Source organism: Mesorhizobium captivum (assembly GCF_033977165.1).
Classification (GTDB): Bacteria; Pseudomonadota; Alphaproteobacteria; order Rhizobiales; family Rhizobiaceae; genus Mesorhizobium; species Mesorhizobium captivum.
Map to the genome: position 1 here is coordinate 1 of NZ_JAVIJB010000015.1, position 21,133 is coordinate 21,133.

The following is a 21,133-nucleotide window of genomic DNA, read 5'->3' on the forward strand; positions in this document are numbered from 1 at the left end:
TCGCAAATGCAACTTGACACCTCAGATAGTCGCTCATTGCCCTGCCGGGCATTTCTCCCCGTTAACGGGGAGAAAGAGGGCTGTCCGCTACGCGTGGCGCCAACATCGAAGATTGGCAGCCCAAGGTGGGCATTGGGTGGATTGCTTGCCGCTGGGGATGCCGACCAAGCCGAGCAGAACCTCACTCCGGAATGACCGCCATGGCCTGTATCTCGACCTTGGCGCGGTCCTCGACCAGTGCCATCACCTGCATGGCGGCCATTGCCGGAAAGTGCCGGCCGATCACCGCGCGGTAGGCCTCGCCGATCCCCTTGAGGTTGGCGAGATATTCGGCCTTGTCGGTGAAATACCAGGTCATCGAGGTGATGTGCCGAGGCTCGCCACTTGCTTCGGCAAGCACCGCAACGATGTTGGCGAGCGCCTGGCGCACCTGGCCGACGAAGTCGTCGGTCTCGAATTTGCACTCGGCGCTCCAGCCGACCTGGCCGCCGATGAAAACCAGCCGCCCGCGAGCGGCGACACCATTGGCATAGCCGATCGGTTTGGCCCAGCCTTCAGGCTGCAGGATCGTGTGCATGTCCAGCCCCCATTTCAAATGCGGTTCGCAAGGATGTCATGCCGCACCCATGACCTGCCTGGCGATCACCACCTTCTGCACGTCCGAGGCGCCTTCATAGATGCGCAGCGCCCGGATCTCGCGATAGAGGCTCTCGACGATGTGGCCTTTGCGCACGCCGTCGCCGCCATGCAGCTGCACCGCCTTGTCGATCACTTCCTGCGCCTTGTCCGTGGCGAACAGCTTCGCCATCGCCGCCTCGCGCGTCACCCGCGCGGCGCCCATGTCCTTGGTCCAGGCGGCCCGATAGATGAGCAAGGCGGCGGCGTCGACATCCAGCGCCATGTCGGCGATGTGGCCCTGCACCATTTGCAGCTCGGCCATCGGCGCGCCGAACAGTTTTCGCTCGGCCGCCCTTTTGACGCTTTCATCCAGCGCGCGCCGCGCGAAGCCGAGTGCCGCGGCGCCCACCGTCGAGCGGAAGACGTCGAGCACCGACATGGCAATGCGAAAACCGACGCCGGGCTTGCCGATCAGGGCGGAAGCCGGAACGCGGACATTGTCGAAGGAAAGCCGCGCCAGCGGATGCGGGGCGATCACTTCCAGCCGCTCGGCAACGCCAAGGCCCTTGGCGTCGGCGGGCACGATGAAAGCGGAAATACCCTTGGCGCCAGGCGCCTCGCCGGTGCGGGCGAAGACGACGTAGAGGTCCGCGATGCCGCCATTGGAGATCCAGGTCTTTTCACCCGACAGCACATAGTCGTCGCCGTCGCGGACAACCGACATTTCCATATTGGCGACATCGGACCCCGAGCGTGGCTCCGAGAGCGCGAAAGCGGAAATCGCCTGGCCGGCCCGTGTCTTTGCCAACCAGCGCTGCTGGTCCGGCGTGCCGAACAGGGTAAGCGCGCCGGTGCCCAACCCCTGCATGGCAAAGGCGAAGTCGGCGAGCCCGTCATGGCGCGCCAGCGTTTCGCGTGTGATGCAGAGCGTGCGCACATCGAGCGGCCCCGGCTCGTCCGGGTCGAGCGCCGTCGGCTGCAGCCAGCCGTCGCGGCCAAGCTTCGCCACCAGCTCGCGGCAGGCACCGTCCACGTCGTGGTGATCGACCGGCAGGTTCTTTGCGCACCAGGCATCGAGCTGTTCGGCCAGTAGGCGATGGCGGTCTTCGAAGAACGGCCAGTTGAGGAAGGAGCGGTCAGGCATGTCTGCCTCCGCAGTTGTGCGAGGTTTGCGCTCTACGGCGCCCCCCTCTGTCCTGCCGGACATCTCCCCCTCTAGGGGGGAGATCGGCTGTCATTGTCGTTTTCGCCAATCGCCAACGCTGCAGGATGTGAGCCCGCGGCCAAGCTGCCAATCTCCCCCCTTGAGGGGGAGATGTCCGGCAGGACAGAGGGGGGTGCTGTCCCACCATCGTGTCTGGTAACGCACCCATCCTCAATTCCCCTCGAACACCGGCTTTTCCTTGGCCACAAACGCCTTGTATGCCCGTTCGAAATCGCTGGTCTGCATGCAGATCGCCTGTGCCTGAGCCTCCGCCTCGATCGCCTGGTCGAGGCCCATCGACCATTCCTGGTTGAGCTGCGTCTTGGTGATGCCATGCGCGAAGGTCGGCCCGGAGACGATGCGCGCCGCCATGTCCAGGGCGTCGGCTTCGATCGCGGCGGGCTCGACGAGGCGGTTGTAGAACCCCCAGCGCTCGCCTTCGGCCGCGCTCATCGTGCGGCCGGTATAAAGCAGCTCCGCCGCTCGGCCTTGGCCGATGATGCGCGGCAGGATCGCGCAGGTGCCCATGTCGCAGCCGGCAAGCCCGACGCGGGTGAACAGAAACGCCGTCTTTGCCTGCGGCGTCGCGATGCGGATGTCGGAGGCCATGGCGATGATGGCGCCGGCGCCGACCGCAACGCCGTCGACCGCCGAAATGATCGGCTTGCCGCAGTTGAGCATCGCTTTGACGAAGTCGCCCGTCATACGCGTGAAGGCGAGCAGCGCCTTCATGTCCATCTTGACCAGCGGTCCGATGATGTCGTGGACATCGCCGCCCGAGCAGAAATTGCCGCCATTGGGCAGGAACACCACGGCGTCGACATCCTCGGCATAGACGAGATCGCGAAACGTGTCGCGAAGCTCGCCATAGCTGTCGAAGGTCAGCGGGTTCTTGCGCTCCGGCCGGTCGAGCCGGACCTTCGCGACCTTGCCTTCGATCTCCCAGAGGAAGTGCTTCGGCTTGAGCTTGGCCATGGCGCTCATTCGCGTCCCTCCCAATTGCTGCGGAACGATTTCAGCATGCCGGTGAGCCGCCTTGCTTCGTCCTCGCTGACAGTGCCGAGCAGTTCGCCGACCCAGCTCTCATGCGCGGCGGCGATTGCCGCGAAAGACTTCGAGCCTTCCTCGGTCAATCGCACCATCGAGGTGCGGCGGTCGCCATTGCGGCGCGCCCGTGTCACCAGCCCTTCGGAAACCAGCCGGTCGACGATGCCCGTCACATTGCCGTTCGACACCAACAGGAAGCGCGACAGGTCGCTCATCAGCATCCCTTCCGGCGACCGGTAGAGCGCCGCCATCACGTCGAAGCGCGGCAGCGTGGTGTCGAACTCCTTCTTCAGCCGTTCTCGCAACTCGGCCTCGATCGTGCGCGAAGCGCGCAGCAAGCGTATCCATAGGCGCAGCCTGTCCTTGCCCGGTCCGGCGGATGTCGGCCCCGCTACCATGTCTCGCCTCCCGAGACCGAGATCGCCTGTCCGGTGATCGATCGCGCGGCATCGCTGCACAGCCAGAGTACCGCCGCCGCAATTTCCTCCGGTTGGATGAAACGCCCTTGCGGGTTGATCGCTGAAAGGCTCGCGCGGGCGTCATCGGCGGAACGCCCGGTCTTCTCGACGATGCGCCGGACGGATTCTTCCAGCATGTCGGTCTCCACGAAACCCGGGCAGACTGCGTTCACCGTCACGCCTGACTTGGCGGTCTCGGCGGCCAAAGCCCGCATCAGCCCGACGACGCCGTGCTTGGCCGCGACGTAAGGCGCGACATAGGCGTAGCCTTTCAGGCCGGCGGTCGAGGCGACGAAGACGATGCGCCCCTGCTTGCGCGCCAGCATGCCTGTCAGCGCCGGCTTCACCGTTAGGAAAGCGCCGGTCAGGTTGACGTCGAGTGTCCGCCGCCAGTCGACCAGCGCGGTCTTGTGCGCCGGGGCGCTGCCGGCCATGCCGGCATTGGCGACGACGATGTCGAACGGTCCGCGCGCCGCCTCGGCCTTCTCGTAGAGGGTCGCCACCTCTGCCTCATCGGTGACATCGGCGGCGATCGCGAAGATGCGGTCGTTCTCCTTCGCGACCTCGGCGAGTGCTTCTTCGCGCCGTCCGCAGATGGTGACGTTCACACCGGCTTCCACCAGTGCCAGCGCGGTTGCCCTGCCGACGCCGGAGCCGCCGCCGGTGACGAGGGCATGCTTGCCGGCGATTGCTTGGGCCGCGCTCATACCTTCAGCCCCGCCGCCGCTTCGCGTTCGGCCAGGCGGTAGATCTGGTCGCGCCCGCGCAGATAGGGATCCGGCCATTTGACGCCGCGGTCGCCGAGCGTCACCGCCGCATGTAGCGTCCAGTAGGGATCCGTGAGATGCGGCCTGGCCAGCGCCACAAGGTCGGCGCGTCCGGCCATCAGGATCGAGTTGGCATGGTCTGGCTCGTAGATGTTGCCGACGGCCATCGTCGCCATGCCGACCTCGTTGCGGATGCGGTCGGAGAACGGCGTCTGGAACATGCGGCCATAGACCGGCTTCGCGGCGATGGTGGTCTGGCCGGCCGAGACGTCGCAGAGGTCGACGCCGGCCTCATGCAGCAGCCTGGCGATCTCGACCGCGTCGGCGGGCGTGACGCCTTCGATGCCCACCCAGTCATTGGCGGAGATGCGCATCGAGATCGGCTTCTGCGCTGGCCACACGGCCCGTACGGCGTGAAAAATCTCCAGCGGATAGCGCATGCGGTTTTCAAGCGAGCCGCCATAGTCGTCGGTGCGCCTGTTGGTCAGCGGCGTGATGAAGGCGGACAGCAGATAGCCATGCGCGGCATGGATCTCCAGCATGTCGAAGCCGCAGCGCTCGGCCATCTGCGCCGACGCGACGAACTGATTGCGCACAACGTCCATGTCGGCGCGGTCCATCGCCTTCGGCACCTGGTTCTGCGGCGACCACGGGATCGCGGACGGCGCCATCACCGGCCAGTTGCCGGAGGGCAGCGGCTCGTCCGTTCCTTCCCAGCCGAGGCGGGTCGAGCCCTTGGCGCCGGAATGGCCGATCTGGGCGCAGATTTTCGCTTCGGTCTCGGCATGGACGAAATCGACCAGGCGCTTCCAGGCGACCTCATGTTCGGGCTTGTAGAAGCCTGGGCATCCAGGCGTGATGCGCCCCTCGGGGCTGACGCAGGTCATCTCGATATAAAGCAGCCCCGCGCCGCCCTTGGCGCGCTCGGCATAATGGGCGAAATGCCAATCAGTGGGGCAGCCGTCGACCGCCTTGTACTGCGCCATCGGCGAGACGACGATGCGGTTGTTGAGCGTCATGTCGCGCAGCCTGAACGGCGCGAACATCGGCGCGCGGCGCAGCAAATTGCCGCCGGCGCCGGCCTTGCGCTGGAACCATTCCTCGGCGCCCGCCAGCCATTCGGCGTCGCGAAGTCTCAGGTTCTCGTGGCTGATGCGTTGCGAGCGGGTAAGCAGCGAATAGTTGAACTGAACTGGATCGAGTCCGAGATATCGTTCGACTTCCTCGAACCATTCGAGCGAATTGCGCGCCGCCGACTGCAGCTTCAGCACCTCGGTGCGCCGGGCATCCTCGTATTTGCGGAAGGCGGCTTCGAGGTCGGGCTCGGACTCGACATAGTCGGCGAGCGCGACGGCGCTTTCCAGCGCAAGCTTGGTGCCGGAGCCGATCGAGAAGTGCGCCGAAGCCGCCGCATCGCCCATCAGCGCCAGGTTATTGTACGACCAGCGCTCGCACAGCACGCGCGGGAAGCTGATCCAGGCCGAACCTCGAATGTGGTTGGCGTTGGTCATCAGCGGATGGCCGTCGAGATGCTTTTTGAAGATGCGCTCGCAGACCGCGATCGATTCCTGCTGCGTCATTTGGCCGAAGCCGAAGGCAGCCCAAGTCTGCTCGCTGCATTCGACGATGAACGTCGCGGTCTCGCTGTCGAACTGGTAGGCATGCGCCCACACCCAGCCATGCTCCGTCTTCTCGAAGATGAAGGTGAAGGCGTCATCGAATTTTTGCGTGGTGCCGAGCCAGACGAACTTGCATTTGCGGGTGTCGATGTCGGGCTTGAAGACATCGGCGAAGGCCGCGCGCGACTTCGAGTTCAGCCCGTCGGCCGCAACCACCAAATCATGCGTTTCCATGAAGGGCTTGGGGTCCGAGATGTCGGTCTCGAACATCATCTTGACGCCGAGCTCGCGCGCCCGCCGCTGTAAAAGGATCAAGAGCCGCTTGCGGCCGATGCCGCAGAAACCATGGCCGGAGGACAACGTGCGCACGCCGTCATGGATGACGGCGATGTCGTCCCAGTAGGCAAAATGCTTCTTGATCCAGACGGCGCTGACCGGGTCGTTCCTGGTCAGGTTCTCCAGCGTTTCGGCCGACAGCACCACGCCCCAGCCGAACGTGTCGTCCGGACGGTTGCGCTCGTAGACCGTCACCTCATGCGCGGCATCGCGCAATTTCAGCGAGATGGCAAAGTAGAGTCCGGCCGGTCCGCCGCCGAGAACCGCAACCTTCATGTCTTGCGATCTCCTCTTCGCATCCGGAACCGCCGGCAAGGCCGATGGTTCCGGATGTCAGTATCGCGCCAGAAGGCAATTATTTCAAGCTTGAAGTTTTATAATTGAACAATTGCTGGTGCGCATCGCGAATCAGCTCACTTGGTCGGATCCTTCGGACTCCACAGCACCGTCTCGGCACCCTTCTCGTAGGCCATGCCTTGAGGATAGCTGATCGCTTCGAGCTGCAGGCCCCAAGGCGCCTGGAAATAGAGGATGGTCTGGCCAGCGGCCGGCCCTTCCTTCACCGGCAGCGGCCCCAGTCTGGTCTTGACGCCCTTGGCCTCGAGATAGGCTTTCGCGGCCGCAACGTCGTCCACATAGAAGGCGATGTGGAAGCCGCCGATGTCGCTGTTCTTTGGCGTCAAATCCTTCTGGTCGGGTGCGGTGTATTTGAACAGCTCGATGTTCGATCCGCTGCCGCAGCGGACCATGGTAATCTCCTCGATCACCGCCTTCGGATCGACGCCGAGCAGGTCCTGCATGAAGGTGCCCTTGTCGTCGGCGAACGGACCGAAGGACATCGCCTTCTTGCAGCCGACGACATTGGTGAAGAAATCGACGGCCTGCTTCATGTCGGGCACGGTGACGCCGGTATGGTCGTGCCCGCGCATGCCGGGGATCGAGTCGGCCGAGGTCGCTCCCATCGATCCGAACAAAGTGGCTGCGAAGATCGCCGCCTGGATTGCGTATTTCATGTCACCCTCCGTTGGCGGGCTGACTTGTCATCGCGCATGTCCGGGCCCGCTGGTCGGCATGCGGATATCGAAGCTCACTTCATGCCGGCGCCTTGGGCCGCAGCCAGTCCGCGTCGATCTCGGGCAGCGGAATGGCGGCGAGCAGGTCGCGCGTGTAGGCCTCCTTCGGGTTCTCGAACAGCGCGTCGGTAGCGCTCGATTCGACGATCCTGCCTTCGCGCATGACGATGACCTGCTGGCAGAGCCGCCGGATCACCGAAAGATCGTGGCTGATGAAGGCGATGGTCAGGCCCATCTCGGCCGCGAGCTTTCCCAGCAGCGTCAGGATCTGCGCCTGCGTCGAGACGTCGAGGCCGGAGACGATCTCGTCGGCCAGCACGAATTTCGGCGACAGCGCCAGTGCCCGTGCGATGCCGACACGCTGGCGTTGCCCGCCGGACAGCTCGTGTCGGTAGCGGCTGGCGAAATTCTGCGGCAGGCCGACGCGCTGCAAGGCTTCCGCCACGCGTTCCTTCAGCCTGTCGCCAAGCCCGTTCTGCCTGAGCGGTGCGGCGACGATTTTGAAGATAGTATGGCGCGGATTGAGCGACGACATCGGATCCTGGAAGATCATCTGCAGGTCGCGGCGCAGCGGCATGAGCTCAGCTTCCGAGAGATGGCTGATGTCGCGGCCCTCGAAGCTGATGGAGCCGGCGCTCGGCTCGATCAGCCTGACCAGCGCGCGGCCGAGCGTCGACTTGCCCGAGCCGGATTCGCCGACGATGCCGGTCACCGAACCCTTCGGCAGGTCGAAATCGAGCCCCTTGAGGATCTCGGCCAGCGGCGCCCGGCCGATCAGCGGCTTGCGCGTCATGTCGGGCAGCGCCACCTTCAGCCCGCGCACGGAAAACAGCGGCTCAGCCATGGGCTGGCCTCCAATCCTTGTCGGCGGCCGTGATCTCGGCCGTGAGCCCTGCCAGCACGGTCTCGTCCACCGGCTTCAGCGAGGCGTATGGATCGGTGTAGCGCGGCGTCGCAGCGATCAGCGCCCGCGTGTAGGGATGCTGCGGTGATGCGAAGAGCGCCGCGGTCTCGGCCTCCTCGACCACCTTGCCGGCATAAAGCACCGAAACCTTCTGGCTGATCTTGGCGACCACGCCGAGGTCGTGGGTGACGAACAGGATCGCCGTGCCGTGGTCGCGCTGCAATTGCGCGATCAGCCGCAGGATCTGCTTCTGCACCGTCACGTCCAGCGCCGTCGTCGGCTCGTCGGCAACGATCAGCCTGGGTTCCGCCGCGAACGCCGCCGCGATCAGCACGCGCTGGCGCATGCCGCCGGAAAGCTCGTGCGGATAGCTTTTCAGCACACGCTCGGGGTCGCGGATCTGCACTTCGTCGAGCAACTGGCGGATGCGTTGATCGGCCCTCTCGCCGCTCCAGCCGAGGATGCGCACCAGCCGGTCGGTCATCTGCGGGCCGATGCGGCGCGACGGGTTGAGCGCGGTGAGCGGGTCCTGCGGGATCAGCGCCGTGCGCGCGCCGATCAAATTCCGTCGTGTCTTGGCATCGAGCCGGCCGAGATCCTCGCCCTCGATCAGCATCTCGCCTTCGACGATGCGCACGCTCTTCGGCAGGACGCCGAGCACCGCCTTGCCGATCATCGTCTTGCCGGCGCCGCTCTCGCCCACCAGAGCGCGCACCTCGCCCGGCTGGAGGGTGAGCGAGACCGAGCGCAGCACGCGCCGGCCATTAGGCAGCACGGCGCTCAAGCGGCGGATTTCGAGGCACGCGCTCATCGCAGCACCGGATCGAAACGCGCTTTCAATCCTTCGCCGAACTGGCTGAAGGAAAGCACGGTGAGGATCAGCGTGACCAGCGGGAAGACCAGCACCCACCAGGCCTGATGGATCGACAGCCGACCTTCGGCGATGACGCCGCCCCAGGTCGGGTCGTCGGTGGAGATCGACAGATTGACGAAGGAGAGGATCGCCTCGACGATGACGGCGATGCCCATCTCAAGCGACAGCAGCGCCACCACCGACGGCAGTACGTTGGGCAGCACCTCGCGCAGCATGATGCCGATGCGGCCATAGCCGGCGATGCGCGCGCTCTCGACATAATCCATGCGCGCCTGGCTCATCGCCTCGGCGCGGATCACCCGGCAGAAGCGCGTCCAGTCGATGACGGCGATGGCGATGATGACGGAGCTCAGGCCCGTGCCCAGCACTGCGACCAAAAGGATCGCGAACAGCACCGGCGGGAACGCCATCCACACATCGACGATGCGCGAGATGATGCGATCGGGCCAGCCGCCGAAATAGCCGGCGATCAGCCCGAGCGCGGAGCCGACGAGGCAGGCGGACGCCGCAGCGGCGAAAGCGACGATGAAGGCGATGCGGCCGCCGAAGATCAGCCGCGACAACAGATCCCGGCCGAGGCTGTCGGTGCCCAGCCAATAGCCGGGCTCGGCGCCGTCCAGCCAGAACGGCGGCAGGCGCTCCAGCATCAGGTCCTGCGCCAGCGGGTCCTGCGGTGCGATGAGCGGTGCGAAGACTGCGGCAAGCAGCGCGATAAGCAGCCAGCCGCCGGCCAGCCACAGCCGCGGGCTCAAGCCACGTCGCGAGGTGCGGGCCTCATCCATGGCGCAGCCTCGGATTGAGCAGCGCATACATCATGTCGACGGCAAGGTTGATCAGCACGAAGAGCAGCGCGAAGACCAGCACGATGCCCTGGATCAGTGGTAGGTCGCGATTGATGACGGCATCGATCGCCATGTTGCCGAGGCCCTCATAGGAGAACAGCCGCTCGACGATGACCGTGCCGCCGATGAGGAAGGTGAATTGCACGCCGACCAGCGTCAGTGTCGGCAGCGCCGCATTCTTCAGCGCCTCGCGCAGGATGACCTGCGTTTCCGAAAAACCCTTCACCCGTGCCAGCACGACATAGTCGAGATCGAGCACTTCCTTCAGCGACTGTTTCAGGAGCTGCGCGATGATCGCCGCCAGCGGCAGCGCCAAGGCCACGGCCGGCATCAGCATGTGCTTGAGCAGGTCCCAGGTGAGATCGAAGCGGAGCCGAAGCAAGCTCTCGACGAGATAGAACTGGGTGGCGAAGGGCAGGTCGAGCTGCGGCGACACCCGCCCGGAAATGTCGAACACGGGGACAAGCACGCCGAACAGCAGGATCAGCACCAGGCCCCACAGGAAATCGGGGATGGAAAGTGTAGCGCCGCTGGCGATGTCGATGCCGGCCTCGACCGCCGTGCCGCGCGAGCGCGCGCCGAAGATCGCTGCGGTGACACCAATTACGATCGCCATCAGCAGCGCGACGGTCGCAAGCTCCAGCGTCGCCGGCAGCCGGTTGAAGACCAGCCCGAGAACGTCCTGGCGCAGCGAGATCGAGGTGCCGAAATCACCATGCAGAACGCCGGCGAGCCAGATGAAGAATTGCTGCACGATGCTTTTGTCGAGCCCATAGAGCGCACGCAGCCGCGCGATGTCGTCATTGCTGGCGCCGGGCGGCAGCATCATGGCGATCGGATCGCCCGGCGCCACGCGGATGACGACGAACACGACGATGGCGACGCCGAACAGCGTCACCAGCATCGTCAAAATGCGAACGAGGAATCTCTGCAGCAGCATCTGCCAATATGCCCGGATGAAAATGCGCGCCGTCTTGCGGACGGCGCGCGCGGCAATCCAAGGCCGACGATCAGGCCGGGGTCATCAGCGCCGGCAGCAGCGCGCCGGACACATGCTGCACGACATTGACCTTCTTCGAGTGCACGATCGGCTGCGCATACTGGATCAGCGGCAGCACATAGGCCTGCTCGGCGATGTATTTGTCGACCGCCTTCCAGCCGGCGATGCGCTTGCCCTCGTCCTTCTCGCCCCACAGCGGGTTGATCATGTCGACCAGGTCCTTGCTGTCCCACACCGAATGCGGGCTCGGCCCGTACATGGCGAAGCCGGTCGAGGTGGTCGGATCGCCGATGGCGTTGCCCCAATTGTAGAAGGCAGCCGGCGCCAGCTTGTCGGCGGCGCGCAGCTCGTAATGCTTGGCGATCTCGTAGACCTCGATATTGGCCTCGATGCCGACCTTGCGCCACATGCCGACGATGGCCTGGATCATCTCGTAGTCCTTGGGCTTGAAGCCCTTGGTCGTCTGTATCGTGAATTTCACCGGCTTCTTCGGCGAATAGCCGGAAGCGGCGAGCAATTCCTTGGCCTTCTCGGGATTGTGGTCGACCTTGATCGAGGCATCGAAGGCCGCGTATTCCGGCGTCTCCAGCGTCGCGATCGGCTGGCCGTAGCCGCGCAGCAGGCGCTTGACCAGAAGCTCCTTGTCCACCGCCATCACGGCCGCCTGGCGGACGTTCTTGTCCAGCATCGCATCGATGTCGTTGAAGAAGATCATGCCGATGTCGGAGACGTTCTTGATCGAGCCGGCGAGCCCGTCCTTGGCGATCAGCCGGTCATATTCCTCATAGGGGATTTCGAGCGTCACCTGCGAGGAGCCGGATTCGATTTCGGCGACGCGGCTCGCCGCGTCGGTGACGAACTTGACCGTCACATTCTCGAAGGCCGGCTTGGTGCCCCAATAGTGCGGATTAGCCTTGAGCCGCAGGAAGGCGTTGCGCTCGAACTTGTCGACCATATAGGGGCCGGTGCCGATCGGCGCCTTTTCAAAACCTTCGGCGCCGACCTTCTCGTAGTAGGCTTTCGGCATGATGTAGCCGGTCAGGAACGACATCCACTTGAAATAGACCGGGTCGAACTGCACGACGTCGCCGGTGATCTTGTTGCCGTCGAACTTGAAGTTGTTGACGTTCTTCCAGACGAACTGGATCGGATTGCCCGTCTTCTCGTCGCCCGCCCGCTGCAGCGACCAGACAACGTCCTCGGCGGTGAAGGGCGAGCCGTCATGCCATTTCACGCCGTCGCGCACCGTCATCATCACCTTGGTGCGGTCGTCGTTCCAGCCCCATTCGGTGAGCAGGCCGGGCGTGAAGGAGAGGTCCGGCTTCTGCGGGATGAACTGGTCGAACACCGACTGGTAGAGGCCCTGGATGGTCGGATTCACCGCCGAAGGCCCGGTCGTCGGATCCCAGGAGGGCAGGTTGACGTTGTAGGCGATGGTGAGCTCGTCCGCCGCCTTTGCTGCCTTCGGCAGACCGAGCGTTGCCGCGCCTAGCGCCGCGGCGCCGTATCCGAGCAAATCGCGTCTGTTGATGGTCATGGTCGTTCCCCTTGTTGGTTGTCCATTTTTTGACTGTCATTGTCCGCGCGGCGTTTTTTCATTCGGTAGGTTTGGTGGGCAACCGCGCCTTGTCCATCCTGGAATTCTTCGGCTCAATGTCCTCCCAGTTGCTGCGCGAGCATGAAGCCCGATCCGGCACCGGTGCCGGCGCCGGGCCATGTCGCGGCGCCGATGAGGTACAGATTGGAGACCGGCGTGTTCCAGCGCGCGAAGCCGGGCGCCGGGCGGAAGACAAAATTCTGCGCCAGATGGTGGCTGCCGCAGATCTGGTCGCCGCCGACGAGGTTCGGATTCTCGCGCTCGAGATCGATCGGCGAGAAGATCGCGCGGCCGAGGATTTTCTGGCGCAGGCCCGGCGCGTAGCTCTCGATGATGTCGAGCACACGCTCGGCATAGGCGTCCTTGATCGCATCCCAAGGACCGGGCGCGATCTTGCCCGCGGCGTCGCCAAGGATCTCTGCCGGCAGCATGCGCACCTGCACCCACAGCACATGCTTGCCTTCGGGCGCCCGCGAGGGATCGACGGCCGTCGGCTGCCCGAGGACCAGCACAGGCTGGTCGGGCAACATGCCGGCCATCGCTTGCTGATAGGTGCGCGACATGGCGTCGAGCGAAGGCGCGAGATGCACATAGGCGAACCGGCGAAGCTCGGCGCCGGCGCTCCAGTCCGGCAGATCGTCAAGCGCCAGATGGATCATCATCGTGCCCGGCGCATGGCGGAATTTCTTCATCGCCTTGTCGAAGGCGGCGTCACCGGAGCCGTTGGGCAGCAGCCTGCCCGGAAGGGCGCTCGGCGCGACTCCGGCAATGACGGCTTTGTCCGCGACATGGGTTTCGCCCGACGCCAGCCGCACGCCGGTCACCCGGTTACCGGCAACGGTGATCTCCGCCACGTCCGCGCCGGTCATGATCTTGCCGCCGGCCGTTTTGACCATGCCGGCGAGCGCGCGAATGATGGTGTCGGCGCCGCGCTTGCCGAGCACCATGCCGAAACTCTGGTTGGCCATCGATTCCAGATAAGGGAACACGGCGCCGCCGGCGATGTCGGGCGCGAAGTCGAGATGCATGCCCCAGGCGGCGAGCGTGGTCCTGACGTGCGGCGTCTCGAAATTCTCCTCCAGCCACGCGCGAGGTGACGAGAGCAACAGCCGCCCGGTGTCGAGCGCTCCGGCGATGCCCTTCTTGCGCCACAGGTTCCAGACCGTGCCGGCAAGCGCGCGGCCGCTCATTGGCGAGCCCAGCAGACGGAACAGGTGCTCGGCCTCACCAGGGAAGGCGCCGACCAGCCGGCGCCATGTGGCGGCATCGGCCGTGGAGACGGCGGCCAGCCGAGACGCGGTCCTTTCGAGATCATTGCTGACGCCGAACCATTTCCCGTCCGGGAAGGCGCTGGCGAAACAATCGGCGACCGGCGCGAATTCCAGCCCGTGGCTTTTCAATTCATTTGCATATTTCCGATGGAAGGCCGAGCCGGCGAACAGGCTCAGATTCATCGCGCCGAAATCGTGCCGGAAGCCGGGAAGCGTGTATTCGCCCGTACGGACCGCGCCGCCGATTGTCTGGCTGCGTTCAAAAATCGCTGTTTTCCAGCCTTTGAGCGCCAGATGCGCGGCGCAGGCCAGACTGTTGTGGCCCGCTCCGACAAAGATGGCGTCGAACTCGCTCACGCCCTGCCCCAAAAAATGCTTTATGCTTAAAGATAATTGCAGATGCATATGTTTTCGTCTAGTAGGATATTAAGGGCCGCAACGAGCCTTGATCGTCACGAACAGAGGGAACAAAGACCATGGACACGCAAAAACTTCTCGGCGAGGTCGCCGGCCAGCTGCTTTCGGGCGCCATCAAGGTGGTCGACCTGACGGCGCCGCTCGGGCCCAACACGCCGCTGATCAAGCTGCCGCCGGAACTCGCCGTCGACACGCCGAAGATCGAGATCCACGCCATTTCCAAGTTTGACAAGAACGGCCCGTGGTGGGCCTGGAACTGGTTGAAGCTCGGCGAGCATTCGGGCACGCATTTCGACGCGCCACAGCACTGGATCACCGGCAAGGACTATCCGGACGGCGCCACCGACACCATTCCGGCGCAGAATTTCGTCGGGCCGGTCAATGTCATCGATTGCTCGAAGGAAGCCGCCGCCGATCACGATTTTCTGCTCACCGTCGACCACATCAAGGCCTGGGAAGCCAAGCATGGCGCGATCAATCCCGGCGAGTGGGTGGTGATGCGCACCGACTGGTACAAGCGCAACGGCTCCGAAGCCGAGTTCCTCAACGCCAACGAGACCGGCCCGCACACGCCCGGACCGACGGCCGAAGCCATCCAGTTCCTGATAGCCAAGGACATCAAGGGCTGGGGCTCGGAGACGATCGGCACCGATGCCGGCAAGGCCGGCGGCATGGAGCCGCCGTTCCCGGCGCACACGCTGATGCACAAGGCCAACCGCTATGGGCTTGCCAGCCTCTGCAATCTCGACCAGCTGCCGCCGAAAGGCGCGATCCTGATCGCCGCCCCGCTCAAGATCGAGCACGGCACCGGCAGCCCGATCCGCGCGCTGGCGCTGGTGCCGGGCAAATAGGCGCGGCGGCGGTCTTCGGGAGAAGATCATGCTCGTGGGCAATGGAGTGATGACGGGTATGGGGTGGCAGCCTTGCAGCGCTGGCGCTCACCCCCCTCTGTCCTGCCCGTCCTCCGCAGCAGCTGCGCTGCAGCTGCGGAGGGTGGACCGGACATCTCCCCCACAAGGGGGGAGATTGGCAGCTTTGGCGCCCTGTTCAATCCTGCGACGTGGACAATTGGCGAAAGCCGCGATGAAAGCTGATCTCCCCCTCAGAGGGGGAGATGCCTGGCAGGGCAGAGGGGGGCGCGAAGGAACGCAAGCCTACGCCATTAAGCTCCACCGACCACCGACACGGAGCACCCTTCAATGACCGCCCCCGATCACATCATCATCGGCAGCGGCATCAACGCCCTGGTCTGCGCGGCGTTGCTTGGCGCCAAGGGCGCGAGCGTGCTCGTGCTCGAGCGCAACGACCGCATCGGCGGCTGCATGCGCACCGAGGAGATCACGGCGCCGGGCTTCGTCCATGACGTGATGGCGACGACCTTCGTGCTGTTCATCACCTCGCCGGCCTATGCAGCACTTGGCAAGGACCTTGCGAGACACGGGCTGGAGTTCTGCCACACAGCTTTGCCCACCGGCGTGCTCAGGCCCGACGGCAGCCATGCCGTGCTCACCACCGACCGCGCCGCCAACATCGCGGCGCTGAACCGGATGGCCTCCGGCGACGGCGATCGCCACGGCGGCGATGTCGGCGACATCGAACGCAATGCCGGGCTGCTGTTCGGCCTGCTCGGCGGCGCGCTCTGGTCCTATCCGACGACCAAGCTCATGGCCGGCGAGGCCTGGCGGCGCGGCCCGCGCAACCTTGCCGCCTTCCTGGGCGAGGCGCTGGTACCGGCGCGCGGCTGGCTCGAGACCGGCTACACGTCGGACACGGTAAGAGCGCTCTGGGCGCCTTGGGTGCTGCATGCCGGGCTCGGCCCGGAAGACGCTTTTTCCGGCCAGATCGCCAAGGTCATCGCCTTCGCGCTGGAGGCGGCCGGCGCGCCGATCGTCAAGGGTGGCGCCAAGAACTTGCTCGCCGCCTTCGAGGCGCTGATCAAGGAGCGCGGCGGCGCCATCCGCGTCAACGCCGACGTCGCCTCGATCGTTCAGAAGGGGGGCCGTGCCACCGGCATCCGGCTCGCCTCCGGCGAGACATTGATGGCATTGAAGAGCGTCATCTGCTCGGTCACGCCGACGCAGCTCTATGGCCGCCTGCTCGGCGACGCGGCCCCAAAGCGCGACGTCGACGCGACGCGCGACTATCGCTACGGCAAGGGCAACTTCCAGATCCACTATGCGCTCAACAAGCCGCCGGCCTGGCGCGGCGAGGGGCTCGACAAGGTCGCGCTACTGCATCTGACGCCGGGGCTCGACGGCGTGTCGAAAGCCAGCAATGAAGCCGTGCGCGGCCTGCTGCCGGAAGTGCCGACCGTCTGCGTCGGTCAGCCGCACGCGCTCGACCCGTCGCGCTGCCCGCATGGCAAGGCAATCCTGTGGCTGCAACTGCCCGAGGCGCCGCGCGTTGTCAAAGGCGATGCGGCGGGCCAATTGGAAACACCGGCTGACGGACAGTGGAACGACGCGTTGCGGGAAGCCTTTGCCGATCGGGTCGAGGCGATCCTCGCCCACCACATCGACGACTTCCGGGGGACGGTGATCGCGCGCCGCGCCTATTCGCCGGCCGATCTCGAAGCGATGAACATCAACCTTGTCGGCGGCGATCCCTATGGCGGTTCTTCGACGATCGATCAGTCCTTGCTGTGGCGGCCGTTCAAGGCAAGCCGCAACAACGAGACCGCTATCCAAGGCCTCTACCACATCGGCGCCTCGACCCATCCGGGCGCCGGGCTTGGCGGCGGCTCCGGCTTCCTTTTGGCAGGGAGGCTCTGATGGAACAGAAGCTTCCCGAAAAGCGCCAGCGCATCTCGACCCTCGGCCAGATCGGCCTGCAGCAATTCGCGCCCTATCTGATGAACCGCATCATGGGCCGCTACAACGCCACCTTGCGCGAGGATTTCCGCAAGCAGGGCCTGACCATTCCGCAGGTGCGCACGCTGGCCGTGCTCTCGGTCACCGATGGCGTCACCGTCAACGACCTGTCGGTCTACACGGTGATCGAGCAATCGACGCTGAGCCGCACGCTCGACACGCTGGAAGGCCAGGGGCTGGTGCGGCGCGAGCAGGGCGTCACCGACAGCCGCATCCGCCATGTGTTCCTGACCGACGACGGCCGCGCGCTATTCACCCGCGCCTGGCCGGCCATGCACGACGCCTTCGAGGCGATGTTCGACGGCGTCGACGATGCCGAATATGCGGCGCTGATCGCGATTCTGCAGAAGATGCTGAAGAACATCCGCAAGCACGACATTTGAGTTTGACGTACGCGCCGCCAACTACGGCGGCAACGGAAGGAGGCAGAGATGGCCGAACGGTCTTTTGCCAAGGAAGTCGAGAAGCTGAGGTTAGGGGCCGGCGAGGAATTCGCCGGCGAGGGCATCCTCGCCATCACCAAGGCGCTGCTGCAATGCGGCGTCGGCTATGTCGGCGGCTACCAGGGCGCGCCGATCAGCCATCTGATGGACGTTCTCGCCGACGCGCAGGACATCCTGGGCGAGCTCGGCGTGCATTTCGAGGCGAGCGCTTCCGAAGCGACCGCCACCGCCATGCTCGCGGCATCCGTGCATTACCCGATCCGTGGCGCCGCCACCTTCAAGTCGACGGTCGGCACCAATGTCGCCTCCGATGCGCTCGCCAACCTGGCCTCCGGCGGCGTCACCGGCGGCGCGCTGATCATCGTCGGCGAGGATTATGGCGAGGGCTCCTCCATCATGCAGGAGCGCAGCCATGCCTTCGCCATGAAGAGCCAGGTCTGGCTGCTCGATCCGCGCCCCAACCTGCCCTCGATCGTCAAGGCGGTCGAGGATGGCTTCGAGCTGTCGGAGGCGTCGAACACGCCGGTCATGCTGCAGGTGCGCATCCGCTGCTGCCACGTCCACGGCCACTTCATCGCCAAGGACAACAAGCGTCCGCCGATGTCGGTGGCCGACGCGCTTGCCGCGCCGCGTCGCGACACCGGCCGCATCGTGCTGCCGCCGGCCTCCTTCCTGCATGAGAAGGAGAAGGTCGCCAAGCGCTGGCCGGCCGCCGTCGACTTCATTCGCGAGCGTAAGATCAACGAGATCTTCGGCTCCGATCACGGCTGGGTTGGCATCGTCATGCAGGGCGGCATGTACAATTCCGTCATCCGCGCGCTGCAGCGGCTTGGCCTCGCCGACACTTATGGCGACACCGACGTGTCGCTTTATGTGCTCAACGCCGTCTATCCGCTGCTCGACGACGAGTTTCTCTCCTTCTGCGAAGGCAAGCAGGCGGTGCTGGTAGTCGAGGAAGGCCAGCCCAACTATATCGAGCAGGCCTTTGCCGCCATGCTGCACAAGGCCGGACGCGGCACGAAGCTGGTCGGCAAGGAGCATCTGCCGATGGCCGGCGAATATACCGGCCAGGTAATGCTCGACGGCATCGGCTCCTTCCTGCGGGCCTATGCCCCCCATCTGTTGCCCGGCGAGGTTCGCGCGCCGAACAAGCTTGGCGAGGGTGTCGACACCGCTGACCTCGTCAATGTCGTTCCAGGCCGGCCGCCCGGCTTCTGCGTCGGCTGCCCCGAGCGGCCGATCTTTGCCGCCACCAAGCTGGTCGAGCAGGAACTCGGCAAGCACCATATCGCTTCCGACATCGGCTGCCATCTATTCTCGATCATGCCGCCCTTCGAGCTCGGCGCCACCACCATGGGCTACGGGCTCGGGCCGGCCTCGGCTTCCGCCTTCAACTCGCCGGAAGCAAAACGCCGCTCGATCTCCTTCGTCGGCGATGGCGGCTTCTGGCACAACGGCCTGACTTCCTCGATCGGCAACGCGGTGTTCAACAAGAATGACGGCGTCATCGTCATCGTCGACAATTTTTACTCCGCCGCGACCGGTGGCCAGGACATCCTGTCCTCGCGCGCCTCGAACCGCACAAAGTCGACCAAGCATCCGATCACCGAGGCGGTGAAGGGCATGGGCGTCAAATGGCTGCGCCATATCGACCGCACCTACGATGTCGGCAAGATGCAAGCGACGCTGCGCGAGGCGCTGACGACCGAGGAGAAGGGCCCGAAAGTCATCGTCGCCTCCTCCGAATGCATGCTCAACCGCCAGCGCCGCGAGAAGCCGCTGGTCGACAAGGCGATCAAATCCGGCGAGCGCATCGTCAAGCCGAAATTCGGCGTCGACGAGGACGTCTGCACCGGCGACCACGCCTGCATGCGGCTCTCCGGCTGCCCGTCGCTGTCGGTGAAGACGCTCGACGATCCGCTGCGCGACGATCCGGTCGCCAGCATCGACCAAAATTGCGTCGGCTGCGGCAATTGCGGCGAGGTGGCGGATGCGGCCGTGCTCTGCCCGTCCTTCTATCGCGCCGATGTCGTGCACAATCCCAACCGCTGGGACCGTTTCCTGGAAAGCGCGCGCCGCGCCGCGATCGACCTGTTGCAGCGCCGCCGCGAGAGCCACCGCCTGATGTTCGCCGATGCTTGAGCAGACCTCGCCCTTGCGCCCGAAGGCCGGCCCCTCCGATGACGAGCGGGTGATAAAACTCGCCGTGCTCGCCGTCGGCGGCCAGGGCGGCGGCGTGCTCGCCGACTGGATCACCGATGTCGCCGAGCGCAGCGGCTACATCGCGCAATCGACTTCGGTGGCGGGCGTCGCCCAGCGCACGGGCGCGACGATCTACTATATCGAGATGGCTCGCGACACCGGTCGGCTGCCGGTCTTTGCGCTGTCGCCCTCGCAGGGCGATGTCGACATCCTGATCGCCGCCGAGCTGATGGAGGCCGGCCGCGCCATCATCCGCGGTTTCGTCACGCCCGAGCGCACGACGCTGATCGCCTCCTCGCACCGCATCGCCGCCGTCTCGGAGAAGATCGAGCCGGGCGACGGCCGCGCGTCGTCGGAGACGGTGCACGCAACGGCGCAGGCCGCCGCAAAACGCTTCATTGCCTTCGACATGGAAAAGATCGCCGCCGAGAACGGCACCATGATCTCGGCCAGTCTGCTCGGCGCGCTGGCTGGTTCCGACACACTGCCCTTCACCCGCGAAAGCTACGAGCAGGCGGTCAGTGCCGGCGGCCGTGGCGTCAAGGCAAGCCTTGCCGCCTTCGGCGCGGCTTACGACCGCGCGCGCGGCATCGCGGCGGCTACGGCGGGCGACAAGGCGGCGGCGAAACCTGCCGCTGAGAGCAAGACAGCACCAAAGGTCAGCGGTCCGGAGACTCTCCTGAAAGGCTGGCAGGAGCTTGCCGCCCGCATCGGGGCGCTGCCGGAACCGGTGCGCGATATGGCCGAACGCGGCCTGAAAAAGGTCGTCGACTTCCAGGACATCGCCTATGGCGGCGAATATCTCGACAGGCTGGACAGGGCAGTCGCATTGGACAATGCGGAACGCAGCTATGCGCTGTCGATCGCGGCGGCAAAGCATCTCGCCAATGCGATGTGCTATGACGACATGATCCGCGTTGCGGACCTCAAGACGCGCTCCACCCGTGACAAACGGGTGCGCAAGGAGGTCGGCGTCAAGGAAGGCTCGGTCTTGCAGGTGACCGAATATTTCCATCCGCGCATCGAGGAATTCTGCGGCACGCTGCCGGCGGGGCTCGGCGGTTACATCGAGAGCCGGCCGAAGCTCGCCGCCTTCCTCGACCGCCGCATCAATCGCGGCCGCCACATCCGCACCGATGGTTTTTCCGGCTTCGCCATGCTCTGGTTCATCGGCGGCTTGCGCCGCTGGCGCCGCCGCCTGCTGCGTCACAAGGTGGAGGTCGAGCACCTGGAGCGCTGGTACGAACTGGCGCTCGCCCATGCGCGCGAAAACTATGCGCTCGGCGCGGAAATCCTGAACTGCCGCCGGCTGATCAAGGGCTACAGCGACACCCACGCCCGCGCCCAGTCGAAATTCGACCGCGTGCTGTCGGCGCTTCCCATGCTCAAGGGCCGCGACGATGCCGCCGACTGGATCCGCCGCCTGCGCGAGGCGGCGCTGAAGGACGAAAAAGGCGACATGCTCGACGGCGCGCTGAAGACGGTGGCGACGCTCAACGAAGACGCCGGCCGCTAACGAACATGTGATCCACCTCGCTCCGACGGATTTCGCCACTGTCCGCCGTTTCACGGCGGTAGGGATGAATCACGG

Annotated in this window: 18 protein-coding genes; 5 read left to right on the forward strand and 13 right to left on the reverse strand. The window is 65.2% G+C overall.

What is annotated here, in order from left to right:
• Window positions 1–181: 181 nt before the first annotated feature.
• The 13 genes from RFM40_RS14730 to RFM40_RS14790 all read right to left on the reverse strand — a co-directional run bounded on the left by RFM40_RS14730 (window position 182) and on the right by RFM40_RS14790 (window position 13,967).
• Window positions 182–577, reverse strand: coding sequence for a RidA family protein (locus tag RFM40_RS14730; RefSeq protein ID WP_320227453.1), 396 nt, complete (start codon window positions 575–577; stop codon window positions 182–184).
• 36 nt (window positions 578–613) lie between these two features.
• Window positions 614–1,762: an acyl-CoA dehydrogenase family protein gene (locus tag RFM40_RS14735; RefSeq protein ID WP_320277717.1), complete on the reverse strand. Its 1,149-nt coding sequence runs from the start codon at window positions 1,760–1,762 to the stop codon at window positions 614–616.
• A 231-nt stretch (window positions 1,763–1,993) separates the two neighbouring features.
• The gene (locus tag RFM40_RS14740) at window positions 1,994–2,806 is read right to left on the reverse strand and encodes an enoyl-CoA hydratase family protein (RefSeq protein WP_320277718.1); all 813 of its coding nucleotides are present in this window, start codon (window positions 2,804–2,806) and stop codon (window positions 1,994–1,996) included.
• Window positions 2,803–3,267, reverse strand: coding sequence for a MarR family winged helix-turn-helix transcriptional regulator (locus tag RFM40_RS14745; RefSeq protein WP_059189765.1), 465 nt, complete (start codon window positions 3,265–3,267; stop codon window positions 2,803–2,805). Before RFM40_RS14745 ends, RFM40_RS14740 begins: the two co-directional genes overlap by 4 nt.
• On the reverse strand, window positions 3,261–4,034 hold the full coding sequence (locus RFM40_RS14750; RefSeq protein WP_320277719.1) for an SDR family NAD(P)-dependent oxidoreductase: 774 nt from the start codon (window positions 4,032–4,034) through the stop codon (window positions 3,261–3,263). The genes RFM40_RS14745 and RFM40_RS14750 overlap by 7 nt, the downstream gene beginning before the upstream one ends.
• Window positions 4,031–6,325, reverse strand: coding sequence for a bifunctional salicylyl-CoA 5-hydroxylase/oxidoreductase (locus RFM40_RS14755; protein ID WP_320277720.1), 2,295 nt, complete (start codon window positions 6,323–6,325; stop codon window positions 4,031–4,033). Before RFM40_RS14755 ends, RFM40_RS14750 begins: the two co-directional genes overlap by 4 nt.
• Before the next feature lie 137 nt (window positions 6,326–6,462).
• Window positions 6,463–7,062, reverse strand: a complete 600-nt coding sequence (locus RFM40_RS14760; RefSeq protein ID WP_320277721.1) for a VOC family protein — start codon at window positions 7,060–7,062, stop codon at window positions 6,463–6,465.
• Between the two features lie 79 nt (window positions 7,063–7,141).
• Window positions 7,142–7,966: an ATP-binding cassette domain-containing protein gene (locus RFM40_RS14765; RefSeq protein ID WP_320277722.1), complete on the reverse strand. Its 825-nt coding sequence runs from the start codon at window positions 7,964–7,966 to the stop codon at window positions 7,142–7,144.
• Window positions 7,959–8,837 carry an ABC transporter ATP-binding protein gene (locus tag RFM40_RS14770; protein WP_320277723.1) on the reverse strand — a complete coding sequence of 293 codons (879 nt, stop codon included), beginning with the start codon at window positions 8,835–8,837 and terminating at the stop codon, window positions 7,959–7,961. Before RFM40_RS14770 ends, RFM40_RS14765 begins: the two co-directional genes overlap by 8 nt.
• Window positions 8,834–9,682, reverse strand: a complete 849-nt coding sequence (locus RFM40_RS14775) for an ABC transporter permease (RefSeq protein WP_320277724.1) — start codon at window positions 9,680–9,682, stop codon at window positions 8,834–8,836. Before RFM40_RS14775 ends, RFM40_RS14770 begins: the two co-directional genes overlap by 4 nt.
• On the reverse strand, window positions 9,675–10,682 hold the full coding sequence (locus RFM40_RS14780) for an ABC transporter permease (RefSeq protein ID WP_320277725.1): 1,008 nt from the start codon (window positions 10,680–10,682) through the stop codon (window positions 9,675–9,677). Before RFM40_RS14780 ends, RFM40_RS14775 begins: the two co-directional genes overlap by 8 nt.
• Before the next feature lie 70 nt (window positions 10,683–10,752).
• On the reverse strand, window positions 10,753–12,279 hold the full coding sequence (locus RFM40_RS14785) for an ABC transporter substrate-binding protein (RefSeq protein ID WP_320277726.1): 1,527 nt from the start codon (window positions 12,277–12,279) through the stop codon (window positions 10,753–10,755).
• A 113-nt stretch (window positions 12,280–12,392) separates the two neighbouring features.
• Window positions 12,393–13,967 carry a phytoene desaturase family protein gene (locus RFM40_RS14790; RefSeq protein WP_320277727.1) on the reverse strand — a complete coding sequence of 525 codons (1,575 nt, stop codon included), beginning with the start codon at window positions 13,965–13,967 and terminating at the stop codon, window positions 12,393–12,395.
• 119 nt (window positions 13,968–14,086) lie between these two features.
• Here RFM40_RS14790 and RFM40_RS14795 point away from each other — a divergent pair, with 119 nt between their 5' ends.
• From RFM40_RS14795 to RFM40_RS14815, 5 genes are all read left to right on the forward strand, one after another.
• The gene (locus RFM40_RS14795; RefSeq protein ID WP_320277728.1) at window positions 14,087–14,878 is read left to right on the forward strand and encodes a cyclase family protein; all 792 of its coding nucleotides are present in this window, start codon (window positions 14,087–14,089) and stop codon (window positions 14,876–14,878) included.
• 348 nt (window positions 14,879–15,226) lie between these two features.
• The gene (locus RFM40_RS14800) at window positions 15,227–16,798 is read left to right on the forward strand and encodes a phytoene desaturase family protein (RefSeq protein WP_320277729.1); all 1,572 of its coding nucleotides are present in this window, start codon (window positions 15,227–15,229) and stop codon (window positions 16,796–16,798) included.
• Window positions 16,798–17,280 (forward strand): MarR family winged helix-turn-helix transcriptional regulator, encoded by a 483-nt coding sequence (locus tag RFM40_RS14805; protein WP_126096391.1) that lies wholly within the window; start codon window positions 16,798–16,800, stop codon window positions 17,278–17,280. The genes RFM40_RS14800 and RFM40_RS14805 overlap by 1 nt, the downstream gene beginning before the upstream one ends.
• A 48-nt stretch (window positions 17,281–17,328) precedes the next feature.
• Entirely contained in the window at window positions 17,329–19,482 is a 2,154-nt protein-coding gene (locus RFM40_RS14810; RefSeq protein WP_320277730.1) for an indolepyruvate ferredoxin oxidoreductase subunit alpha, read from the forward strand.
• Window positions 19,475–21,058 carry an indolepyruvate oxidoreductase subunit beta family protein gene (locus RFM40_RS14815; protein WP_320277731.1) on the forward strand — a complete coding sequence of 528 codons (1,584 nt, stop codon included), beginning with the start codon at window positions 19,475–19,477 and terminating at the stop codon, window positions 21,056–21,058. The genes RFM40_RS14810 and RFM40_RS14815 overlap by 8 nt, the downstream gene beginning before the upstream one ends.
• Window positions 21,059–21,133: the final 75 nt, after the last annotated feature.